We start from the raw sequence: 20,531 nt of genomic DNA, 5'->3' as shown, positions 1-20,531 counted from the left end.
CCAATTCGGTACGGGAACGCAGGAGGACCACGGTGACAGTCGCCACCAGTCCCACGTCCCAGCCTAGTCCGGAGTGGTGATGCCTAGTCCGGAGTGGTGAAGCGCCCCGGGCCATTGCCTACGCTCGCTAGTCGAAGAACCCCACGATGTAGCCGATGAAATAGAGCAGCGACAGCAAGACGCCCGCACCGATCGCCGCCAGCCAGAAGACCTGCGTGCCCTTCCTGGGTCCGCCCTCATCGTGGCCCTGCGGCCCTGCAGTCGAGGCTTCCCCGGGAGGTGTCTCGCCCGGCGGCACCCCTCCTCCGGGTTCCAGGCCAGTGAGCTTGTCTTCGTAAGGATCGGGGTTGCTTCCTGACACGGTAACTCCCTTGACGGCACGACTGGTGCTTTTGTTCAGCGTATCGGGCGGGGCGCAGCGCGCCTAGGGGGCGTTTGCTGCGGGAGGTTTGCGCCCGTCGTCGTCAGCGTGCGTCCGTTAGCCACTCAGGAAGGTTGGGCTGCGCGCCTCCGGAGCCGGGCCCCGCGTATGCGTTCACGCAGTGTCTTTTGGCTGCGGCGGCTGACCAGGACAATCGAGGCGATGCCCGCGACGAGGACTACGGCACCGCCCGCTGCCACAGCCCATCGGGGGCCGAACTCTGTGCCGATCCAGCCCATGAGCGGAGCGCCAATTGCGGTACCCCCTTGCAAGATGGCGAGGTACAAGGCCAAAACACGCCCGCGGAATTGGGGTTCCACGGACAACTGGATGGTGGTGTTGCAACTGTTGAGGAAGGTGATCGAGGCCAGTCCGACCGGGACCAGCACAGCGGCGTAAATCCAGAAGGTCGGGGAGATGCTGGCCAGGAGCGTGAAAGCACCCAAGCTCAGCGCTCCCCCGAGCATGTAGCGGAGCCGCGGGCCGGAGCGGCGGGCAGCAAGCAGCGCACCTGCAAGGGTGCCCACAGCCATGATGGAGCCCAGAAGTCCGAATTCCTCCGGTCCCATACCGAACTCGGCGGCCGACATCATGGAGTTGGTGACCGGGAAGTTCATGCCGAAGGCCCCCAGGAGCCCCACCATGACCAGGATGAGGACCAGGTCCGGGCGCTGGCGAACGTAGCGCAGGCCGTCCATCACCTGATGCTTGCCGCGGACCACCGGGGTGCTTGGCTCGAGCTGGGAGACCTTGACGCGGAAGAGGGAGATGATGACGGCCACAAAGCTTGCCGCGTTAAGCAGAAACACGGGCCCGGTGCCGATCCACGCGATGAGCACGCCGGCAATCGCCGGGCCGGTAAGCCTCGCGCTGTTGAATGATGCGGAGTTCAGTGCCACTGCGTTGGAGATTCTGTCCGGTCCCACCAGTTCCGAGACGAACGCTTGCCGGGCCGGACCGTCGATCGCTGCGGCGATTCCCAGTGCCAGTGCGGCCAAATAGACATGCCACAACTCCGCTACGCCCGTCACCACCAAGAGGCCGACAACCAGCCCGCAGATCCCCATGGCGGTCTGGGTCCACAGCAGGATCACGCGTTTGCGGTAGCGGTCGGCAAGCACGCCTGCGTAGGGTCCCAGCAGCAGCATCGGAAGGAACTGCAGTGCAGTGGTGATTCCCACAGCCGTCCCGGAGTGGTTGGTGAGGACCGTCAGGACCAGCCAGTCCTGGGCGACGCGCTGCATCCACGTTCCAATATTCGACACCAGGGCGCCCCCGGCCCAGAGCCGGTAGTTGGGATTTTCCAGCGCCCGGAACATGGCACTCATTTGGCGCTCATTTCCTGCATGATGTGCGCGGCGCGGCTGAGCGTCAGTCGGTCCTCCTCGCTGAGTCCCGCAACCCGCTGGGCCAGCCAGGCCGTGCGTTGGCTGCGTGCCTCCGCCAGGACTTCCTGTCCTGCGGGAGTGATGCTGATCTGGACCTGGCGTCCGTCTCCTGGATGGGATTGGCGGGCGGCGAAACCCTGGTCCGTCAACGCGTTCACTATCCGGGTCATGGAGGGGGCCTGGACGTGCTCCCGCTCCGCGAGTTCCCGAAGGGTCTGCGAACCGGCGTTGAGATGGGCCAGCACTGTGTACTGGCCCGGGGTAATGACATCGCCGGTGGCTTCGATGCGGAGCCTGCGCGATGTGCGCATCACCGCGGTTCGAAGATCGATGGCCAAGGTATCGGCACGAATGCCCTCTGCTTCGGGGGCTGCGGTGGATGCTGGGTTGGTTGCCGTCACTGGGAGGCGCCTCCTGGGATGGGATAATAGTTAGCAATGCTAATTAGCTCCGCTAACTATTATGCTCCCCTCCATGGACGAATGTCGAGCGGTGGATCGGTTAGTGCCGGCTGGCAGAGTCGCGCGTCGACGTGCGGAGCCGGTACAGGCTGGTAGTCGCCGTGATGTAGAGGTCCTTGCCATCAGGCCCGCCGAAGCACACGTTGGAAACCCGCTCCGGAACGTCGACGGCGGTCAGCAGCTCGCCGTCGGACGAGTAGACGCGCACGGCCGACCCCGCGGACGTCCACACGCGCCCTTCGACGTCAACACGGAATCCGTCCGAGGCTGCGTCGTCCTCCAGCTCAACGAAGGTCCCACCAGCCCCGCACCCGCCGCCGTCGACCGGGTAGGCAGCGATCCTGAGCGGTACCCCGAGCCCCGGTCCCGCCGTATCCGCCACATAAAGCAGCGATTCGTCCGGGGAAAACGCCAGTCCGTTGGGGTGAATGAGGTCCGTGACCACGGCCGTCAGTTCTTCCGTGATGGGGTCGAAGCGGAACACGAAGCAGCCATCATATTCCTGCTCACCTTCGTACCCTTCAGTGGTCCCCGGCAGAATCCCGTACGGCGGATCCGTGAACCAGACTGTGCCGTCCCGCGCCACCACCACGTCGTTGGGCGAATTGAGCCGATGGCCACCGAACGAGTCGACGATGCCTGTCACCACGCCGTCGTGATCCCGCTCAACGCGCCTGCGGCCGTGGCTGCACTGCACCACGCTGCCGTCGTGGTCCAGGGTCCGCCCGTTGGTGTATTCGACGGCGGTGGCGTACTCGCGCGTCTGCGCTGTGGCGGGGTTGAACTCCAGGATGCGGTTGTTGGGGATGTCGCTCCAGCGAACCGTCTGCGACTGCGGAACCCAGAGCGGGCCCTCGGCCCAGACTGTTCCTTCAAACAACTTCTCCAAGGTGCCGGTGATGAGTTCGTCCATGCGTTCGAGACTAGTCGTTGGCAGGTTCCGAACTGGGATTCCTGGCTGGTTCCGTGGTTCCGGCTTTGCTCTCCGCCGGCATGGCAAGGACTGCTGCCACAGTGAGGACGGCGCTGGCCAGCACAGCCAGGAAGACGGCTCCGGACGCTTGCACCGTGGTTTGCGGATCCGGGCCGCCGCTGGGACCGTTGGCATAAATGGCATTGGCCACTGCGCCAAGAACCGCCACACCAATGGCACTGCCGATGGAGCGTGCAAAGAGGTTGGTACCGGTGACCACGCCGCGCTCGTTCCACTCCACGCTGGTCTGAGCGGCAATGAGGCTCGGCGTTGCGACCAACCCCAGGCCGAGTCCCACGATGAAGCACGCCACGGCCACCAGGAGGACGTTGGGGGATGAGGCAGTCAAGGCAAGGACAGCGGTGCCAATGACGGTGATCAGGATGCCGATAATGGCAGTCTTACGGAAGCCGATGCGAAGGTAGAACCGGCCGGCCTGCGACGCGCTGATCGGCCAGCCCAGCGTCAGGGCTGCCAGGGCCAAGCCAGCGAGCAGAGGTGACGTGGACAAGGCGCCCTCAAGGAACGTGGGGACGTAGGAAGTAAGCCCAAGCATCACCGCACCAACACCGAAAGCGACCATCGCCGTCGTCGCCAGGAGCCGGCGAGAGACCACCCAGGGCGGCAGCACCGGCTCTGCGGCCTTCCTTTCGACCAGCAGGAACGCGACGAAGACCAAAGCTCCCACGGCGAAGACCGTGATGCTGATGGGCGAATTCCAAGCCCAGGCCTGGCCGCCCTGGAGGGCTCCGAGGATAAGCAGGCTCAAGGAGATGGTCAGGAGCCCGGCGCCCACGTAGTCGATCCGGTGCTTGGTAGGCTCAACGTTCTCGTGGAAGGTACGGATCAGCATCCAAGCGGCCAGGAGGCACAGCGGAATGTTGATGAGGAAGATCCACCGCCAGATGCCAAGGGACGCGAAAAGGCCTCCGAGCGTTGGTCCCACGACAGACGAAACAGCCCACACGCTGGCCAAGTAGCCTTGCACTTTGGCACGCTCGGCAAGCGTGTAGATGTCGCCGGCAATCGTGATCGCCACAGGCTGGACGGCGCCCGCCCCAAGTCCTTGAAGGACCCTGAACGCGATGAGTGCCGGCATACTCCACGCCACTCCGCAGAGAATCGAGCCGAGCAGGAAAAGGCCGATGCCGAGCAGGATCACCGGCTTGCGGCCCAGGACATCCGAGAGCTTGGCGTAAACGGGCACTGAAACGGCCTGCGCCAACAGGTAGGCGGAAAACAGCCAAGGGAAGGAGGCGAACCCGCCAATGTCCTCAACGATCGAAGGCACTGCCGTGGCAACTATGGTGGCATCGATCGCCACCAAGCCCGTTGCGAGCATCAGTGCAATAAGGATTGGTCCGCGCCGGGAACGGAACCCGACTCCTTCTTCAGTTGCTGTCGTCATGTCTCTGGTCCCGTCGTCATCACCGGTTTCGTTCCACATGGCGTAACCCCGCATGTCGGCGAATTAGTCCCGGATTCACGAGCCGTTCGACCGTGGAACAACAACGGCGGTCCACCTCCGGTTCCGTAAGGAACCAAGGTGACCCGCCGTCGTCGAAGTTCAGTAAAAGCTAGTCGTTGATCAGGTCGTGGACCACGATCGTCTGGTCGCGGTCCGGGCCGACGCCGATGGCCGAGAAGCGCGTACCGGAGAGCTTTTCGAGGGCCAGCACGTAGTTGCGCGCGTTCTCCGGGAGGTCCTCCAGGGTGCGGGTGCCAGTGATGTCCTCGGTCCAGCCGTCGAAGTACTCGAAAATCGGCACTGCGTGGTGGAACTCGGTCTGCGTCATGGGCATTTCGTCGTGGCGCACGCCGTCAACGTCGTAGGCGACGCACACCGGGATCTGCTCGATGCCCGTGAGGACGTCCAGCTTGGTGACGAAGTAGTCCGTGAAGCCATTGACGCGGGAAGCGTGGCGGGCCAGGACGGCGTCGTACCAACCGCAACGGCGGGGGCGGCCGGTGTTCACACCGAACTCGCCACCGGTCTTCTGCAGGTACACGCCCATTTCGTCGAAGAGTTCCGTGGGGAACGGGCCTGCGCCAACGCGCGTGGTGTACGCCTTGATGATGCCGATGGACCGCGAAATACGGGTGGGGCCAATGCCCGAGCCAACAGAAGCGCCGCCGGCTGTGGGGTTGGACGAGGTGACGAACGGGTAAGTGCCGTGGTCCACGTCCAGGAACGTCGCCTGTCCGCCTTCCATGAGCACAACCTTGCCTTCGTCCAGGGCATTGTTCAGCTCAAGGGTGCTGTCGATGACCAGCGGGCGAAGCCGCTCGGCGAAGGACAGGAAGTAGTCCACGATCTCATCCACCACGATGTCGCGGCGGTTGTAGACCTTGACCAGGAGTTCGTTCTTCTGGCGCAACGAACCTTCCACCTTCTGGCGGAGGATCGACTCGTCGAAAACGTCCTGGACGCGGATGCCCAGACGGGCCACCTTGTCCATGTAGGCCGGGCCGATGCCGCGGCCGGTGGTGCCGATGGCGCGGCTGCCGAGGAAGCGCTCGGTTACCTTGTCCAGCACCTGGTGGTATGGGGCTACCAGGTGGGCGTTGGCCGAGACGCGCAAGCGGGAAGTGTCCGCACCGCGGGCTTCGAGGCCATCGATTTCCTGGAAGAGTGCCTCGAGGTTCACCACGCAGCCGTTGCCAATAATGGGAATGGCGTTGGGGCTCAGGATGCCCGCGGGAAGGAGCTTCAGCTCGTACTTCTCACCGCCAACAACCACGGTGTGCCCGGCGTTGTTACCGCCGTTGGGCTTGACCACGTAGTCAACGCGGCCACCGAGCAGATCGGTTGCTTTGCCTTTGCCTTCGTCGCCCCACTGGGCTCCGACGATCACGATAGCGGGCATGGGATCCTCCCCCATTCTTTCGGGCCAGGCCGAGATGGCTAGGCGCCGTACATGAGAATGCCCCGACGTTACCGGTGCAGCCTGCCACAAGGGCTGGCATGCGCAAGAGTTCGGGGCTCTTACCAGCCAAGTTTAGCCGATGGCGCCGCTTTCTCTTGTGTCAAGGCACAGTGGTGGACCACTCGGTGAAGTTTGCTACGCCACATTGGTGCACGATCCCCCGATGCCTGCAAGGATCCCCGCATTTGCCCGGACGGACACCGGCGTGGACCTCCAACCGTTGGCTGAGGTGAAGATATCTATGTTGAACTGGGTGTTGAATCCCAGGAGGCCACCCAACAGCGTTGCGGGTATGTCAGTGGTGTAGCCGGCCGGTGATCCTGTGGTGTTGGACGGCCCCGGATAGCCCTGCAACGTGGTCACCGTGGAACCTGCCGTGACCAGGTGAACGTCCATGACGGTGTCCGTCAGATTCGGATAGCCGGCCGGTGGCTTCCAAAAGACCCGCACGTACGCCCCAACCCCAAGGAAGACCGGGTGGTACTCGCATGGGCCGTTCAGCGTGGCAGGGGGAATGGTGATGGTCCCGAAGCTGCCGCGCACAACCTCGTCCCGCTGCCACGCTGCCTCAGTCACGGAATGCGGGCTCGAGGCCGTGAAGAGCAAGACCAGCGGTAACAGCAGGGCGCCAAGAGACGCCAGGACCCTCTTCGGGGCCTTTTTCATGGGCCTGCACCCCGCAGGCGCGACAATCCAAACCCGGCCGCCACGGCAAGGAAACCGAGGAGCGCAAAACCGCCCAGCCTGGCTCCCGTTTCAGCCAAAATGCTCGACGGCGGCCCGGTTGGCTGCGCCGGGACCGAACCGGAGGCGCCGTCCCCGGAGGCACCGTCTCCAGAGCCGCGAACGCCCACCACGATTTTCATCCGACTCCCCCGCATTTCCTGCGGTACGTCCTTTGCGAGCCACGCAGTCACCAGAACGTACTGTCCCCTGGTGACGGCCCATCCGGGTTCCATGAGGTTCATTCGCAGGCCTTCGGCCCGATTCAACTCTGTGGGCGCCAGCAGGCTCCGGTGACCTCCCGGGCACATGCCGCCGGACCAGGGCTGATCGCACGCACGCAACTCAACGCTGAGGTACTTCCTGAGTCCTGCGTCGTCATTGGCGCCTGGCTCCAGCCAAATTTCCAGCGTGCCCGCCGCTTCACCCGGCGCGCGGATGCCAATCGCCCAATCCGCACTCCCGCCAGGGGTGAGGTGGTGCACCTGGCCAGCCGGACCGGCGTCGAGCTCCAACCAACCGGAAGGTTCCCCGTCCGCCCCGAAAGCGGGAACGGCACCCAGCAGGAGCACGCCTGCCAGCCCTGAAGCCCAAACCCCCTTACGCCGCAACGTGCTGCCCGCTCCTCCGCCGCGGCGCGTGGCGGGGCCACAGGACCCATGTCACCAGGGCGGACACCGCCACAGTCGTGGCGCCAAGGACCACCGGATTGGCCGCCGCTGTCAGCGGATAGGCGAGTCCGGGCGCGGACCAGAGAACCAGCCGTACGCGCTGCACTACATAGGGTGCGGGGTCGGATTCGGTGTTGGCGTCGCCTTTCATGGTGATGGTCCGTGCTGCCCCGTCCGCGGGCCCGATTGTTTGGACCCGGTGCGTGATGGGGAGCTTTCCCGGCCTGTCCACGGTCACGACGTCGCCAATGGTGACCTCGGCTGCGGGGATCTCCCGGACCACGGCGAGTGATCCAGCCGGAATGGCTGGTGCCATGGAACCCGTCTTGAACATGACCAACGTGATGTTGAACAGGAGTGCGCAGACAACGGCAAGGATGCACACGGCACCGCCCGCAGCTGCCATATTCAGCAGGGCTTCCCGTAGCCGGCCGCTGAGCGGACGGCGGTTCATGTGCTTGAGGTGGCAGTGAACTGCCAGGTAGCGGTGGCCGTCTGGCCCTGCAGGGCGTTGTTGGCGCCCACCGGCAGGGTGACCTCAAAGCAGAATTGCGTCGGCGCCCCGGGCAGCGTGGCCGTAGCGGCCGCCAAGGGATTCACGACGCCGGCCGCCTGGCCCGAGGTGAACGGCTTGGCTCCGTCGCTACCCACCACAAACGCAGGCGTCCCTGTGAAGGCAGACGCGGCGCAGGTGGCTGATCGCACCACCCGGTAGCGAAGCGCCGCCCCCAGGTCTGCGGTTCCGATGCCGCTGCTGGTCACCACAGGAACACCCAGGACAACCTCGCCAGCTATCGACGTCGCCTTGGTCCGGATGGCGAAGGGCGCGTAGACAACTGTGCCCGGGCTCATGGAAACGGCATTGAACACCAGCGCCGCCCCGGGAGATGCGTCGTTTGGGCTCCATGTTCCCTGGGCGTCATAGGGTTTGGTGACGTTGGATTCCGTGACGAACACGCTGGCCCCGAACGACCCTGCGGCAAAGTCACTGTCTGTCCACGACGCCAGTGTCACCGTGCTGCCGAGTCCCAGCACCAACGCTCCGGCGAGGATCGCACGGATGCGGAGGAGCGCCGCACCGTGCTTGGTCTTGGCTTGTCGACGACCCATGGATCACTGCGATTGTGCGGCGAATTCCCAGGTGGTGGACCCTGTTTGGGCTTGGACAACCGCGCCCGCCGTGACCCTGAAGCAGAGGTTCACGGGGGCTCCGGGGTCGGTGCCGGCTCCCTGGGCCAGATCGAAAGTGACACTTGCCGGCGTCGATCCCAGCGTCTGTCCGGCAGTGACCAGTGTCTCCGTGACGGTCTCGGCGCAGCCGAAATCTTCCGACTGGGTGAGCTCGTAGGTCAAGCCCGCCAGCGAGCCCGTGGAGGCCTCAGTGGACAGGGTGACGGTGGCATCGTACGTGGAGGCTCCGTCCAACCTGACGGCAAAGGGAGCCGTGACCACGTCACCGGGCGACAAGTTCGCAGGATTCGTCGTGAAGCCCAACGTGGCCGGCGAGCCCACGGGGTTCTCCGTGAAGGTTGTTCCGTTGGTACTGCCCTGCAGGTTGAAGGAGCCTGCTGTGAAGGTGCCTTGCGCGAAATCGGAATCGTTCCACGCGGCCAGGGTGATCGCCGCACCAACTCCGAGGACCAGGCCACCGGCCAGGATAGCGCGGACTCTGGGAGCCTTTCCGGGGCTGCCCTTGCCCCGCTCCAGATCCGCTTCTGAGGATGAACCTGAGGATGTTTCTGTTGATGCAACCACTATTACCCCCACGATAGATGTGATGCCGTCGATCGAAAGATCGGAGCCCGGAGGTGGGGGTCCCCGGATGGTTTCCCCCAAAACCGATAACTTCAACCCATCATCCCCGCGCCACAAAGTCAACGGGTTCAGGGGCACGGCCCGATTTCCGCCGGATACTGCCCGCTGCGAATTGCAGCTTGTTCAGCATGAGCGGCCTCGCGACGAACAACTCCGCCGTCGAGATACCCGACACGTTTCCCGGGCAACACGCCGCGTCGCATTCGGAGGCGCGCCGCACCGGGCCCCGTTCGCCCCCATAGTCCGGTAAGGTTAGTTAGCCCCCAACAGCACCCTTTGAGGTTCGGCAGCGGCATGCCCGCGGCCCCTTGGAATGGTGCGCTGTAACACCTAGGAGACCTAACCCCTGATGCAAGAACTGGCGACTGAATCACCCGAAGAAATCCTCTGGAACCGCCGCTACGAACCGCACATTGCCGAGGTCAACGAGCTGTGCGACTCCATCAAGGAGCAGAAGCCGGGCAGCGAGGTCCTCTACATCGACCCCGCCCACAGCATGGATGACTGCCGCATCGTCAGCCTTTTCTCCAACCAGCGCACCAACACCGGCGAGGGTTTCATCACCCCGGGTGACGACGAAGCCAACACCCGCATGCTCGGCATGCAGTGGCAGTTGGGCCTCCGTCCCGAGCTCATGATGCCGTGGAACGCCTACCCGTGGATCGAACCCAACGAGGAACCGGGCAAACTGACTCCGGCCAACATCACCGAGGGCCTCAAGCCCCTGCTTCGCCTTCTCCAGCTCTTGCCGCGCACCTCGGCCCTGGTGGCACACGGCAACGAAGCACACCGCCTCGCCGACCAGCTCATGAAGGCCGCACCGGCCAGCATTGCCCGCCGCGGCTTCAAGACCTTCAAGGTCCGTTCGCTCGGCGGCCGTTCCTTCGCCGGCACTCCGGTCCGCCAGCAGGAATACCTGGACGCCATCCACGGCGCCTACGCCGAGGCCATGGCACGCACGGGCATTCCCCGCAAGGCCTGATTACACCTTCGTTGTGGGGCCCGCTTTGCGCCCCAATCCCCCGGGAAACCCCGCAGACAAGGCCCCACAACACACACCTTCGTTGTGGGGCCCGCTTTGCGCCCCAATCCCCCCGGGAAACCCCGCAGACAAGGCCCCACAACGCACACGACGACGGCGGCCCTCACCATTCCGGTGAGGGCCGCCGTCGTTGTTGGGGTGCTTGTGTTGGGGTGGTGGCGTTAGCCCACCAGCATGCTGCGAAGGTCCTTCAGGATCAGCTGCGCGCCTGTGGGGCCCAGGCCGAGGAACCAGACGTCGTCGCTGACGGCCTTGGCCTGGCCGGACTTGACCGCACCGAGCTTGGGCCAGACCGCGCCTTCAACCACGGACGTCTCGCCGGTGGCTGCGGGATCGCCGTAGCTGCTGTAGAAGATCCAGTCGGCGTCGCCTTGCTCGATGTTCTCGGCCGAGATCTCGGCTGCGAGTTCGTCGATGTTCTGGTTTTCCGGGCGGGCCAGGCCGGCGTCCTTCAGGATGACGCCGATCAGCGACTTGTTTGCGTACAGGCGGATCTTGCCCGGCAGGAAGCGGACCAGGGAGATCTTGGGGTCGCCTTGGACGTCCTTCTTGAGGGCGTCAGCTTGCTCCTGGTAGTCGTTGAGAGCCTCCACAGCCTTGTCTTCCTCGCCCAGCGACTTGCCCACCAGGAGGAAGTTTTCCTTCCACGGGAAGCCCGGGCGGATGCTGAAGACCGTGGGGGCAATGGCGGACAGCTGCTTGTACAGCTTGTCGGCGCGCAGTTGGCTGCCCAGGATGAGGTCCGGCTTCAGCGCCGCAATTGCTTCAAGGTTGAGGTCTTGGATGGTTCCCACCGATGCCACATCCTTGACCTTGTCGGCCAGGTAGGTGGGGACGGGGTTGGCGCCTTCGGTAGTGGCCATGCCCACGGGCGTGATGCCGAGGGTCACGACGTCGTCGAGTTCGCCGGTATCGAGGACCACCACGCGGGCGGGCTTCTTCTCCAGCGTGGTTTCGCCGTTGGCGTGCTTAAGGGTGCGCGGGAAAACGCCGGGGGCAGCGTCCGTGCCGAGCTTGGCCGTTTCCTGGTCGGCAGTGGTGAATTTGGAGCCGCCCGTGGCAACATCAACGTTGCCGGCAGTGGAACCGGAGCCACCACTGGTACCGCAGCCCGCGAGGAGGGCAACCACGACGGCGGCACCGGCCACCTTCATCGCGAGTTTGCGCACTGCAATTTTGCGATGGGGGGAAGCCTTGCGCGGCTCTACTTCAAAATCGTCATTTTTCACTGGGTAAGGCTAACCTAATTAAGGCACACTTCTGTGACGTTGTGACAACCGTCACGGAATGGCCGTCTTATTACTGCCCCACCTCTCCGGAACGGTCCCTGTTGTGTCCCCATTGATGGCTCCTGCTCCCAAGCCACCAGCCGGCGAGCCAGCAAGCACCGCCCCGCCAGCCGACAGCACGGCCCCACGTTCCGGCGTCGTTACTAAATCCCGCTGGCGGATCCTCTTCCTGGTCCTCGCGGCGGCAGTCCTTCTCGGAGCCGTGGTGCTGAGCCTGGGAGTCGGAGCGAAGTTCATCCCGGCGTCCACCGTTCTGGAAGCCTTCACCAACCCGCAGGACACCGCCGATCACGCGATCATCCTCGAAAGCCGCTTGCCGAGGACGTTGATGGGGATCGCCGTCGGAGTTGCCCTGGGTGTAGCCGGGGCGCTGATTCAGGCCATCACACGAAATCCGCTGGCCGATCCCGGGATCCTGGGGGTCAACGCGGGTGCATCGTTTGCAATTGTTCTGGCCATTGGCGTCTTCGGCATCGGATCGCTGAGCGGCTACATCTGGTTCGCTTTTGCGGGGGCCATTCTTACGACGGCGGCCGTGTACCTCATCGGTACCTCGGGCCGGAACGTGGTGAATCCCATCCGGCTGACACTGGCCGGAGTTGCCCTGGGCGCGGTCCTTACCGGTATCGGCTCCGGGCTCACATTGTTGAATCCCAAGGCCTTCGACCACCTTCGATCATGGAGCATCGGTTCGCTGGACACCCGCAGCATGGAGTCGGTCCTGACCGTGGCGCCGTTCATGGGCGCGGGGCTCCTGGTCGCCTTGTTCTGTGTCCGCGGACTCAACGCCGTGGCATTGGGCGACGACCTTGCCACCTCCCTCGGCGCCAACGTCAACCGCACACGCATCCTGGGCGTCGTCGCCATCACCCTCCTCAGCGGCGCAGCAACCGCCGGGGCCGGGGCCATCGGCTTCGTGGGACTGATGATTCCGCACGTGGCCCGGTGGATCGTGGGTCCGGACCAGCGCTGGATCCTGTCCACCACGGTGATCCTCTCCCCCATCCTGCTGCTGGTATCGGACGTTGTCGGCCGGGTTGCCGCGCCCGGTGAGCTGCAGGTAGGTGTGGTGACGGCCTTCATTGGTGCGCCGGTACTGATCGCGCTGGCCCGCCGCCGGAAGGTGAGCGGGCTATGAGCCGCCTGGACTCCATCGACTTCGGCCGGCCTGTTGCCGTGGTCCGCAACCGTTCGCTGAGCCTTCGGTTCGATCTCCGCAGCATCGTCGTCTGCCTTCCACTGATCCTGGCCGCGCTTGCCGTTGCCGTTGCCTCACTGGCCACCGGCGACTACGAGGTCTCCGTGCCGCAGGTCCTCCAAGCCTTTACGGGCGATGCTCCGGGACTCGCCCAGACCATCGTCATGGAGTGGCGCCTCCCCCGGGTGTTGGCGGCGTTGGTGTTCGGTGCGGCGCTTGGTATGAGCGGCGGCATCTTCCAGTCCATGACCCGCAACCCGCTGGGCAGCCCGGACATCATCGGCTTCAACACGGGTGCTTACACTGGCGCGCTGATCGTGATGCTGACCGTTGGCGGCGGCTACCTTGGCATCGCAGCGGGCGCCCTTGCAGGTGGCGTCCTCACCGCCCTGGCCGTCTATCTGCTGGCTTACCGCCGTGGTTCCCAGGGCTTCCGGCTCATCATCGTGGGCATCGGCATCAGTGCGATGCTGGCCGCCTTGAACCACTGGCTCATCCTGCAGGCCGAACTTGAGGCCGCCCTGGCGGCAGCCGTTTGGGGAGCCGGGTCCCTCAACGGCATCACGTGGGAGCAAGCGGCGCCTGCCGCCGTCGTGGTTGTTGTGGTGGGCCTGGCCACGCTGGCTGTGGCGCGCCGGATGCAGCTTCTGGAAATGGGCGACGACGCCGCCCGCGCCTTGGGCGTCCGGGCGGAGCCGACCCGTCTGCTCCTGCTCATCCTGGGCGTTGCGCTGACGGCTGCCGTCACTGCAGTGGCCGGTCCCATCGCGTTCGTGGCCCTCGCGGCACCGCAACTCGCACGTCGACTCACCCGAAGTGCCGGCATCACCCTGATGCCTTCCGCGGTGATGGGCGCCTTCCTGCTGGTGTCCAGCGACCTCGCGGCGCAACGTCTCTTCGCTCCGATCCAACTGCCCGTCGGCGTTGTCACGGTGTGCATCGGCGGTATCTACCTCGTCTGGCTGCTGGCCAGGGAAGCAAGGAAATCATGAGCCTCACCACTGCCGCGCCACAGCTCCACGCCGAAGGCCTGACCATCGGCTACGAGCAGCGCATCATCTCCGAAAACCTCAATGTGCGCATCCCCGAGGGGCAGTTCACGGTGATCGTCGGGCCGAATGCCTGCGGCAAGTCCACGCTGCTGCGTGCCCTCGCCCGGCTCATCAAGCCCCGCAGCGGAGAGGTGCTGTTGGACGGGAAATCCGTGACATCGCTGCCTGCAAAGGAACTGGCGCGCCGGCTCGGGTTGCTCCCCCAATCTTCCATTGCTCCCGACGGCATCACCGTGGCGGACCTCGTGGCACGCGGCCGCTACCCGCACCAGAAACTGCTGCGGCAATGGTCCGAGTCCGACGAGGCCGCCGTCGTTGACGCCATGGAAGCCACGGGCGTCGCGGCCTTGTCCGGGCGGCTGGTGGACGAACTGTCCGGCGGCCAGAGGCAGCGCGTATGGGTGGCCATGGTGCTCGCCCAGCAGACCCCGCTGATGCTCCTGGACGAGCCCACCACGTTCCTGGACATCGCCCACCAGATCGAGCTGCTGGAACTGTTCCGCGAGCTCAACCTGGACAAGGGCCACACACTGGTTGCCGTGCTCCACGATCTCAACCACGCCAGCCGCTACGCGGACCACATCATCGCCATGAAGGACGGCGTGGTGGTGGCCGAAGGTGCCCCCGCCGACGTCATCACCGAGTCGTTGGTGGAGGAAGTGTTCGGGATGGCCTGCAGGATCATCGACGACCCCGTGACGCACACGCCGCTGGTGGTTCCGCTGGGACGCCCGCGGCACTCAGCCGTCACGGACTAACGCCCTTAACGACGACGGCGACCCTCGCCTTTTGGTGAGGGTCGCCGTCGTCATTTGCTTGGCTTTAGCGGGCTTCGAGCGCTGCCTTGGCCTTCGGGTCCGAGTCGTTCAGGAACTTCTCGATCCGCTCCGGCTCCTCAGCCTCGCCGATGGCCGATGCTGCGCGGCCCAGTGCGTAAAGCGCACGCAGGAAGCCCTGGTTGGGCTCGTGCTCCCACGGGATGGGTCCGACGCCGCGCCAACCGTTGCGGCGCAGCGAATCGAGGCCGCGGTGGTAGCCGACGCGGGCGTAGGCGTAGGACTCGATGGTCCGGCCCTCCGCCCAGGCTTCCTCAGCCAGGATGGCCCACAGGAGGGACGACGTGGGGTTCTGCGCTACGAGGTCCAGTGCTTCCTTGCCGAGGGCCAGGTGCTGGTAGATCTCGTTTTCGGCGGGCAGGAGCGTGGGCTCCGGCCCCATCAGGTTCTTCCGGAATTCGTCGGACATTAGAAGGTCTTGCCAACCGATCCGAGCTGCTGGGCGGCTTCTACGATGCGTGCGGCCATGCCGGCTTCGGCGGAAGCGCCCCAGACGCGGGGGTCGTAGGTCTTCTTGTTGCCCATTTCGCCGTCGACCTTCAGGACGCCGTCGTAGTTGGAGAACATGTGGCCGGCAACGGGGCGGGTGAACGCGTACTGGGTGTCGGTGTCGATATTCATCTTGATGACACCGTAGGAAACGGCGTCAGCGATCTCCTGCTCCGTGGAGCCCGAGCCGCCGTGGAAGACGAGGTCAAACGGGCTTTCCTTGCCGATCTTGGCGCCAACCTCAGCCTGGATCTGCTTGAGCAGTTCGGGGCGGAGCTTGACGTTGCCCGGCTTGTACACGCCGTGCACGTTGCCGAAGGTCAGTGCGGTCAGGTAGCGGCCGTTTTCGCCAGCACCAAGGGCCTCAATGGTGGCGAGGGCGTCCTCGGTGGTGGTGTAGAGCTTCTCGTTGATCTCGTTCTCAACGCCGTCTTCCTCGCCACCAACGGTGCCGATTTCGACCTCGAGGATGATCTTGGCGGCAGCTGCACGCTCCAGCAGTTCACGGCCGATGCGCAGGTTCTCGGACAGGGTCTCGTGCGAGCCGTCCCACATGTGCGAGTTGAAGATCGGGTCCTTGCCGGCCTTGACGGCTTCCTCGGAAGCGGCCAGCAGCGGCAGAACGAAGTCCGCCAGCTTGTCCTGCGGGCAGTGGTCCGTGTGCAGGGCGATGTTGACGTTGTAGTTCTTGGCAACTTCACGGGCGAACGCGGCGAAGCCCAGGGAACCGGCCACCATGTCCTTGACCGAAGCGCCGGACCAGTAGGCTGCGCCACCGGTGGAAACCTGGATGATGCCATCGGATTCGGCCTCGGCGAAACCGCGGATCGCAGCGTTCAGAGTCTGCGACGACGTCACGTTGACCGCGGGGAAAGCGAATCCGCCAGCCTTTGCGCGGTCGATCATCTCGGAGTAAATCTCTGGGGTTGCAATGGGCATGGTGACTCCTATGCTGAATTCGTCTGTGGGTTGGTAACCCTGGAGTAGACCGCTTACGGCTAGCACCCATCCTAGCGATATCCGCGGGGACGCCGTGTTTCGGGTCACGGGGGCTCTTAACACTTCCGCCGAGTTGGCATTTAATGACAATCCCGCGCGCTGCAATTGTCATTAAGTGTCACCTCGCGCGCCAGCCGCGGCTTTGGAGCGCGCGGCGGACTTTATGTACGACGGCGGGCCGCTCACCTTCGAGGTCATGCTTGGAAATCCGGACTTCCAGCCAGCCAAGGGCGAGCGACTTCTCCTGGCGCTCGATATCCCGCAAGTGTTGCTCGGCGCCGCCATGGTGATGGCCGTCGTATTGGAGGGAGACCCGGTGCTCAAGGTAGGCGGCGTCCGGCCACAGCACGGCATGGCCGAACTGATTGCGGATCGCGTGGTTGAGCACGGGTTCGGGCAGGTTCGCGTTGACCAGGGCCAGGCGCATCCGCGATTCGGGGGCGGAGTCGGCGCCGACGCGGATGAGTTCCAGTGCCGCCCGCGCAGTCCGCACTCCCCGCATGCCCGGATGGCTTCCCACGGTGTGCTTCAACTCCTCGATGCTGCACAACGCTTCCTTGGGTACCGGGAAATCGGGGCCATGGGAGCACACCAGGTGGTCGCCGGCTACAACCAGGTCCTCCACGGTCCACAGCGCGGCCAAGTCCAGCCACGTCCGCGCGGGCGAAGTGACCCGGACGCCGTCGTACTCCACTGTTTCCTCCGGAAGGAGGGTGAAGAGGTGACCCGCCACGTTGACCCTGCGGGGAAAACTGAATCCCCGCCGTCGTGCAAGATGAATGCGCCAATCTCCACTGTGCCGGGCAGGCACGGGGATACCCCAGATCCGCGCCGCCGACAGCGAGACGAGGATGGAGGAGTCATCCAGGTCCGTGTAGGCGCGCAAGGCGGCGGCTCCGGAAGCATCGGACGCGGCCGGGACTCGAATTCCCCGGGAAACCAGCAGCAAGTCCTTGGCACGGGTCCGTGACCGGGTTACCCCGGCCTTGTCCGATGCGTGCACAGAGAATGAACCCGTGGCCAGATGATCCGGAAGTGGTGCCCTGCGCATGCCCCATTCTTGCCGGTCTGCCAGGGCGCCGACCGGGTTATCCACAGCCAAGGCCGCACCCGCCACGCCGAGATGGCACTTAATGACAATCCGACGCTCCGGGACTGTCATTAAGTGGCATCTCGGGGAAGCTATGAGACCGGCTGTTGGAACACGTGGCGGCGCACCCACGCGTGCATGGCGATGGCTGCGGCGGAGGCTGCGTTCATGGAACGCGTGGAGCCAAACTGCTCAATGGACAGGGTTGCGACGGCGGCATCGTGCACCTCAGGCGTGAGGCCGGGGCCTTCCTGCCCGAACACCAGGACGCAGTTCTTGGGGAGGTCGTAGGTCTCCAGCGGCACGGAATCCGGGAAGATATCGATGCCGATCACGGCAAGCCCCTCCCCCTCAGCCCACTGGACAAAATCCTCGACGGTGGGGTGGTGGCGGACGTGCTGGTAGCGGTCGGTGACCATGGCCCCGCGACGATTCCACCGCCGTCGACCAATAATGTGGACCTCCTTGGCCAGGAAAGCGTTGGCCGTGCGCACCACCGTGCCGATGTTGAGGTCGTGCTGCCAGTTCTCAATGGCAATGTGGAAATCGTGGCGCTTGGAGTCCAGGTCCGCCACGATCGCATCGTGCTTCCAATAGCGGTACTGGTCCACGACGTTCCGGCGGTCGCCGTCCCGCAACAGATCCGGGTCCCAGTGTTCGCCGACGGGCCAGTCGCCTTCCCAAGGCCCGACGCCGACCTCCGCCTTCGCTTCGGCCTCGCCTTCTGCGGTGGTCCCCTCCTGGGACACGGCAGGGGCGGGCAGGGCTGTGTTGGGGGGTAGGTCAGTCACCCCTCAACTTTAGCCCTGCCGTTTCCCCGCTTGAGTCCGTGCCCCGATTGAGCCCGTGGCCCGATTGAGCCCGTGGCCCGCTGGAGTGCGGGCTCCTAGACCATCTTCCACTTGTTGATGCGGTAGGAGTTACCCAACTGTTCGAAGAGCCCCGGGTGCGCGTCCCAGTACGTCTTGTGTCCGCTGACGCCCAGCATTTGGGGGGTTCCCCATGGCGTCACCGAGAAGAGGTTCACTGCCTGGATGGCTTCACCACGGGCGTTGGTGCAGGTGAATGCGATCACCACGGCCTCGCCCCGGCGGAACTCACGGATTTCCGGCATGGAGGTCTTGAAGTCGGAGGTGCACTTGTGGCCCACCAGGTTCTGCGGCAGTTCAGTGGCTGTCATGCCCTTGTATCGGGTTTCGATGTCCTTGATGGCTGCCTGGACCTCCTTCGGGTCCTTGCCGAACTTGCCCTCGTCCGACTCCGCAAAGAAGGCGTAGGCGAGCGCTATACCGTCACCGTCGGTCTCAACAGTGCCCTGGGCTTTCTTCTGGATTTCCTCGCCGGATGTCGGGTCCTTGGTGATGCCGAACGACTCGTCGTGGGTCCACTCGGCCAAGTACTGGAAGGACGATTCCCCCGTCACCCATTTGCTGAACAGCGGATCGCCATCAGCCGGAACGTTGCTGGGGCCAGCCAACCCGTCCCAACCAGCGGGCAAGGGGATGGCCCCGGCCGGGATGTCGGTGGACGCCGACGCGTCACCGGAAGGCTCAGCCTCGGTGGAGGGATCCGCAGAAGGCTCAGTGGCGGCATCCGAGGCGGCATCCGAGGACGTCACCGACGGCGACTCAACAGCCACGGGCTTGGTCATCGCCGGGATCAGCCATGTGAACGCAACTACCAGCGCAATAATCACGACGACGGCCACGCCACCCAGGATGAGGAACAGTGACTTCTTGTTGTGGTCACCCGGGTTCTGGCCGGGCCCGCCGGGCTGGCCCGGGTAGGGACCGCCCGGATAGCCGGGCTGGCCCGATCCGCCGGGTTCGCCGGGCTGGCCCGGGTAGGGACCGCCCGGTGGGGGGAATCCCGGTTGCGAAGGCAAGGCCTCGGTCTGGCCTTCCGGAGGCCGGGCCGGCTGCTGTGCTTCCGGCTGGTAGATGGGCTGGGTCTGGCCCGGCTGGTACTGGCGGTACGGCTCCTGGCCGGTGTCGTAGCGAGGCTGCGGCACGCCATCCGGGTTGTAGGGAGGCTGCGGCGCTCCGTTGTTATTGCTCATGGCAGGCCCTTTCAAATGCGTAAGTGGGGACCTACTGAAGCGCTGGCGACACGAAAAATCCACCATGTCGATCCCCCGACCCACGGTGGTGGCACACCAGCGCCGCCCCAAGCCTAGTGGGGCACTGGGCGCCAAAGGCAAGTCACAGCAGATATCGGCATGGGCAGAACTACCCACATACGCGGGATTCCAGGATGTTAAGGGCGCGGATTGATGAAAGACTGGGTGGCAGTGCATGAACAACCCCAGCCGGAGGCAAATATGGCAGAAGAATCCACGCCCCACACGTCCGCGTCCGTTTACCGCAACGGCCACGAAATCGAATGCTGGCTCACGGACATGGACGGCGTCCTGGTCCATGAAAACCAGGCGATCCCCGGCGCAGCTGAACTCATCCAGCGCTGGGTGGATACGTCCAAGCGCTTCCTGGTGCTGACCAACAACTCCATCTTCACCCCGCGCGACCTCGCAGCCCGCCTCCGTGCGTCCGGCCTGGAAGTCCCGGAAGAGAACATCTGGACCTCTGCCCTGGCCACGGCGCAGTTCCTTAAGGACCAGGTCCAGTCCTCGGATTCGGGCAACCGCGCCTACACCATCGGCGAAGCTGGCCTCACCACCGCGCTGCACGAGGCCGGGTTCATCCTCACGGACACCGACCCCGACTTCGTGGTGCTCGGCGAAACCCGTACTTACTCCTTCGAGGCCATCACCATGGCCGTCCGCCACATCCTGGCCGGTGCCCGCTTCATTGCCACCAACCCGGATGCAACCGGCCCCTCCAAGGACGGCCCCATGCCGGCAACCGGCGCCATCGCTGCCATGATCACCAAGGCTACCGGCCGCGAGCCGTACATCGTGGGCAAGCCGAACCCCATGATGTTCCGCTCCGCAATGAACCAGATCGACGCCCACTCCGAGACCACCGCCATGATCGGCGACCGCATGGACACGGACATCGTGGCCGGCATGGAAGCGGGCCTGCACACGGTCCTGGTGCTCAGCGGTATCACGCAGCGCGAGGAAATTGTGTCCTTCCCGTTCCGGCCCAACCAGATCCTGAACTCCGTGGCCGACCTCAAGAGCCAGATCTAAAGGACA

General features: G+C 64.7%; 22 protein-coding genes. 5 read left to right on the top strand and 17 right to left on the bottom strand.

What is annotated here, in order from left to right:
• Window positions 1–127: 127 nt before the first annotated feature.
• The 11 genes from FQP90_RS19645 to FQP90_RS19595 all read right to left on the bottom strand — a co-directional run bounded on the left by FQP90_RS19645 (window position 128) and on the right by FQP90_RS19595 (window position 9,319).
• On the bottom strand, window positions 128–361 hold the full coding sequence (locus FQP90_RS19645; protein ID WP_144652746.1) for a DUF6480 family protein: 234 nt from the start codon (window positions 359–361) through the stop codon (window positions 128–130).
• Between the two features lie 125 nt (window positions 362–486).
• A complete protein-coding gene (locus FQP90_RS19640; protein WP_144652745.1) occupies window positions 487–1,749 on the bottom strand; it encodes an MFS transporter in 1,263 nt (420 codons plus the stop codon).
• Entirely contained in the window at window positions 1,746–2,210 is a 465-nt protein-coding gene (locus tag FQP90_RS19635; RefSeq protein WP_244296876.1) for a MarR family winged helix-turn-helix transcriptional regulator, read from the bottom strand. The genes FQP90_RS19640 and FQP90_RS19635 overlap by 4 nt, the downstream gene beginning before the upstream one ends.
• A gap of 100 nt (window positions 2,211–2,310) precedes the next feature.
• Window positions 2,311–3,183, bottom strand: coding sequence for an SMP-30/gluconolactonase/LRE family protein (locus FQP90_RS19630; protein WP_144652744.1), 873 nt, complete (start codon window positions 3,181–3,183; stop codon window positions 2,311–2,313).
• Window positions 3,184–3,193: 10 nt separating this feature from the next.
• Complete coding sequence (locus FQP90_RS19625) at window positions 3,194–4,651, bottom strand: MFS transporter (protein ID WP_144652743.1); 1,458 nt, start codon at window positions 4,649–4,651, stop codon at window positions 3,194–3,196.
• A 169-nt stretch (window positions 4,652–4,820) separates the two neighbouring features.
• Window positions 4,821–6,110 (bottom strand): adenylosuccinate synthase, encoded by a 1,290-nt coding sequence (locus FQP90_RS19620; protein ID WP_144652742.1) that lies wholly within the window; start codon window positions 6,108–6,110, stop codon window positions 4,821–4,823.
• Window positions 6,111–6,305: 195 nt separating this feature from the next.
• Complete coding sequence (locus FQP90_RS19615) at window positions 6,306–6,836, bottom strand: hypothetical protein (protein ID WP_144652741.1); 531 nt, start codon at window positions 6,834–6,836, stop codon at window positions 6,306–6,308.
• Window positions 6,833–7,504, bottom strand: coding sequence for a hypothetical protein (locus FQP90_RS19610; protein WP_144652740.1), 672 nt, complete (start codon window positions 7,502–7,504; stop codon window positions 6,833–6,835). Before FQP90_RS19610 ends, FQP90_RS19615 begins: the two co-directional genes overlap by 4 nt.
• A complete protein-coding gene (locus tag FQP90_RS19605) occupies window positions 7,494–8,018 on the bottom strand; it encodes a signal peptidase I (RefSeq protein ID WP_144652739.1) in 525 nt (174 codons plus the stop codon). The genes FQP90_RS19610 and FQP90_RS19605 overlap by 11 nt, the downstream gene beginning before the upstream one ends.
• Complete coding sequence (locus tag FQP90_RS19600; RefSeq protein WP_144652738.1) at window positions 8,015–8,674, bottom strand: SipW-dependent-type signal peptide-containing protein; 660 nt, start codon at window positions 8,672–8,674, stop codon at window positions 8,015–8,017. Before FQP90_RS19600 ends, FQP90_RS19605 begins: the two co-directional genes overlap by 4 nt.
• Before the next feature lie 3 nt (window positions 8,675–8,677).
• Window positions 8,678–9,319 (bottom strand): SipW-dependent-type signal peptide-containing protein, encoded by a 642-nt coding sequence (locus FQP90_RS19595; protein WP_244296874.1) that lies wholly within the window; start codon window positions 9,317–9,319, stop codon window positions 8,678–8,680.
• Window positions 9,320–9,728: 409 nt separating this feature from the next.
• Between FQP90_RS19595 and FQP90_RS19590 the strand changes: the two genes are divergently transcribed.
• Window positions 9,729–10,361, top strand: a complete 633-nt coding sequence (locus FQP90_RS19590; RefSeq protein WP_144652737.1) for a uracil-DNA glycosylase — start codon at window positions 9,729–9,731, stop codon at window positions 10,359–10,361.
• 221 nt (window positions 10,362–10,582) lie between these two features.
• Here the strand turns inward: FQP90_RS19590 and FQP90_RS19585 are convergent, their stop codons facing one another.
• Entirely contained in the window at window positions 10,583–11,650 is a 1,068-nt protein-coding gene (locus FQP90_RS19585; protein ID WP_439898660.1) for an ABC transporter substrate-binding protein, read from the bottom strand.
• A gap of 58 nt (window positions 11,651–11,708) precedes the next feature.
• Between FQP90_RS19585 and FQP90_RS19580 the strand changes: the two genes are divergently transcribed.
• The 3 genes from FQP90_RS19580 to FQP90_RS19570 are packed head-to-tail and all read left to right on the top strand — an operon-like array spanning window position 11,709 to window position 14,718.
• On the top strand, window positions 11,709–12,848 hold the full coding sequence (locus FQP90_RS19580) for an iron chelate uptake ABC transporter family permease subunit (RefSeq protein WP_144652736.1): 1,140 nt from the start codon (window positions 11,709–11,711) through the stop codon (window positions 12,846–12,848).
• Entirely contained in the window at window positions 12,845–13,900 is a 1,056-nt protein-coding gene (gene fepG / locus FQP90_RS19575) for an iron-enterobactin ABC transporter permease (RefSeq protein WP_144652735.1), read from the top strand. The genes FQP90_RS19580 and fepG overlap by 4 nt, the downstream gene beginning before the upstream one ends.
• Window positions 13,897–14,718 carry an ABC transporter ATP-binding protein gene (locus tag FQP90_RS19570; protein WP_144652734.1) on the top strand — a complete coding sequence of 274 codons (822 nt, stop codon included), beginning with the start codon at window positions 13,897–13,899 and terminating at the stop codon, window positions 14,716–14,718. The genes fepG and FQP90_RS19570 overlap by 4 nt, the downstream gene beginning before the upstream one ends.
• 64 nt (window positions 14,719–14,782) lie before the next feature.
• On the opposite strand, the gene FQP90_RS19565 is transcribed toward FQP90_RS19570, so the two are convergent.
• The 5 genes from FQP90_RS19565 to FQP90_RS19545 form a co-directional block, all read right to left on the bottom strand.
• Window positions 14,783–15,205 (bottom strand): DUF3151 domain-containing protein, encoded by a 423-nt coding sequence (locus tag FQP90_RS19565; RefSeq protein WP_039239501.1) that lies wholly within the window; start codon window positions 15,203–15,205, stop codon window positions 14,783–14,785.
• The gene (gene fbaA, locus FQP90_RS19560; protein ID WP_144652733.1) at window positions 15,205–16,224 is read right to left on the bottom strand and encodes a class II fructose-bisphosphate aldolase; all 1,020 of its coding nucleotides are present in this window, start codon (window positions 16,222–16,224) and stop codon (window positions 15,205–15,207) included. The genes FQP90_RS19565 and fbaA overlap by 1 nt, the downstream gene beginning before the upstream one ends.
• A 178-nt stretch (window positions 16,225–16,402) precedes the next feature.
• Window positions 16,403–17,335, bottom strand: coding sequence for an endonuclease domain-containing protein (locus FQP90_RS19555; protein WP_144652732.1), 933 nt, complete (start codon window positions 17,333–17,335; stop codon window positions 16,403–16,405).
• Window positions 17,336–17,466: 131 nt separating this feature from the next.
• Entirely contained in the window at window positions 17,467–18,165 is a 699-nt protein-coding gene (locus tag FQP90_RS19550) for a TrmH family RNA methyltransferase (RefSeq protein ID WP_144652731.1), read from the bottom strand.
• A gap of 95 nt (window positions 18,166–18,260) precedes the next feature.
• Window positions 18,261–19,433, bottom strand: a complete 1,173-nt coding sequence (locus tag FQP90_RS19545) for a hypothetical protein (RefSeq protein WP_144652730.1) — start codon at window positions 19,431–19,433, stop codon at window positions 18,261–18,263.
• A 261-nt stretch (window positions 19,434–19,694) separates the two neighbouring features.
• Here FQP90_RS19545 and FQP90_RS19540 point away from each other — a divergent pair, with 261 nt between their 5' ends.
• Window positions 19,695–20,525 (top strand): HAD-IIA family hydrolase, encoded by an 831-nt coding sequence (locus FQP90_RS19540; RefSeq protein ID WP_144652729.1) that lies wholly within the window; start codon window positions 19,695–19,697, stop codon window positions 20,523–20,525.
• The last annotated feature ends 6 nt before the right edge of the window (window positions 20,526–20,531 follow it).

Origin of the sequence: Paenarthrobacter nitroguajacolicus (assembly GCF_007786235.1) — a bacterium.
GTDB classification, from domain to species: Bacteria; Actinomycetota; Actinomycetes; order Actinomycetales; family Micrococcaceae; genus Arthrobacter; species Arthrobacter nitroguajacolicus_A.
Note: the sequence above shows the minus strand (reverse complement) of the source record. Positions and strands in the feature narration are given on the sequence as shown.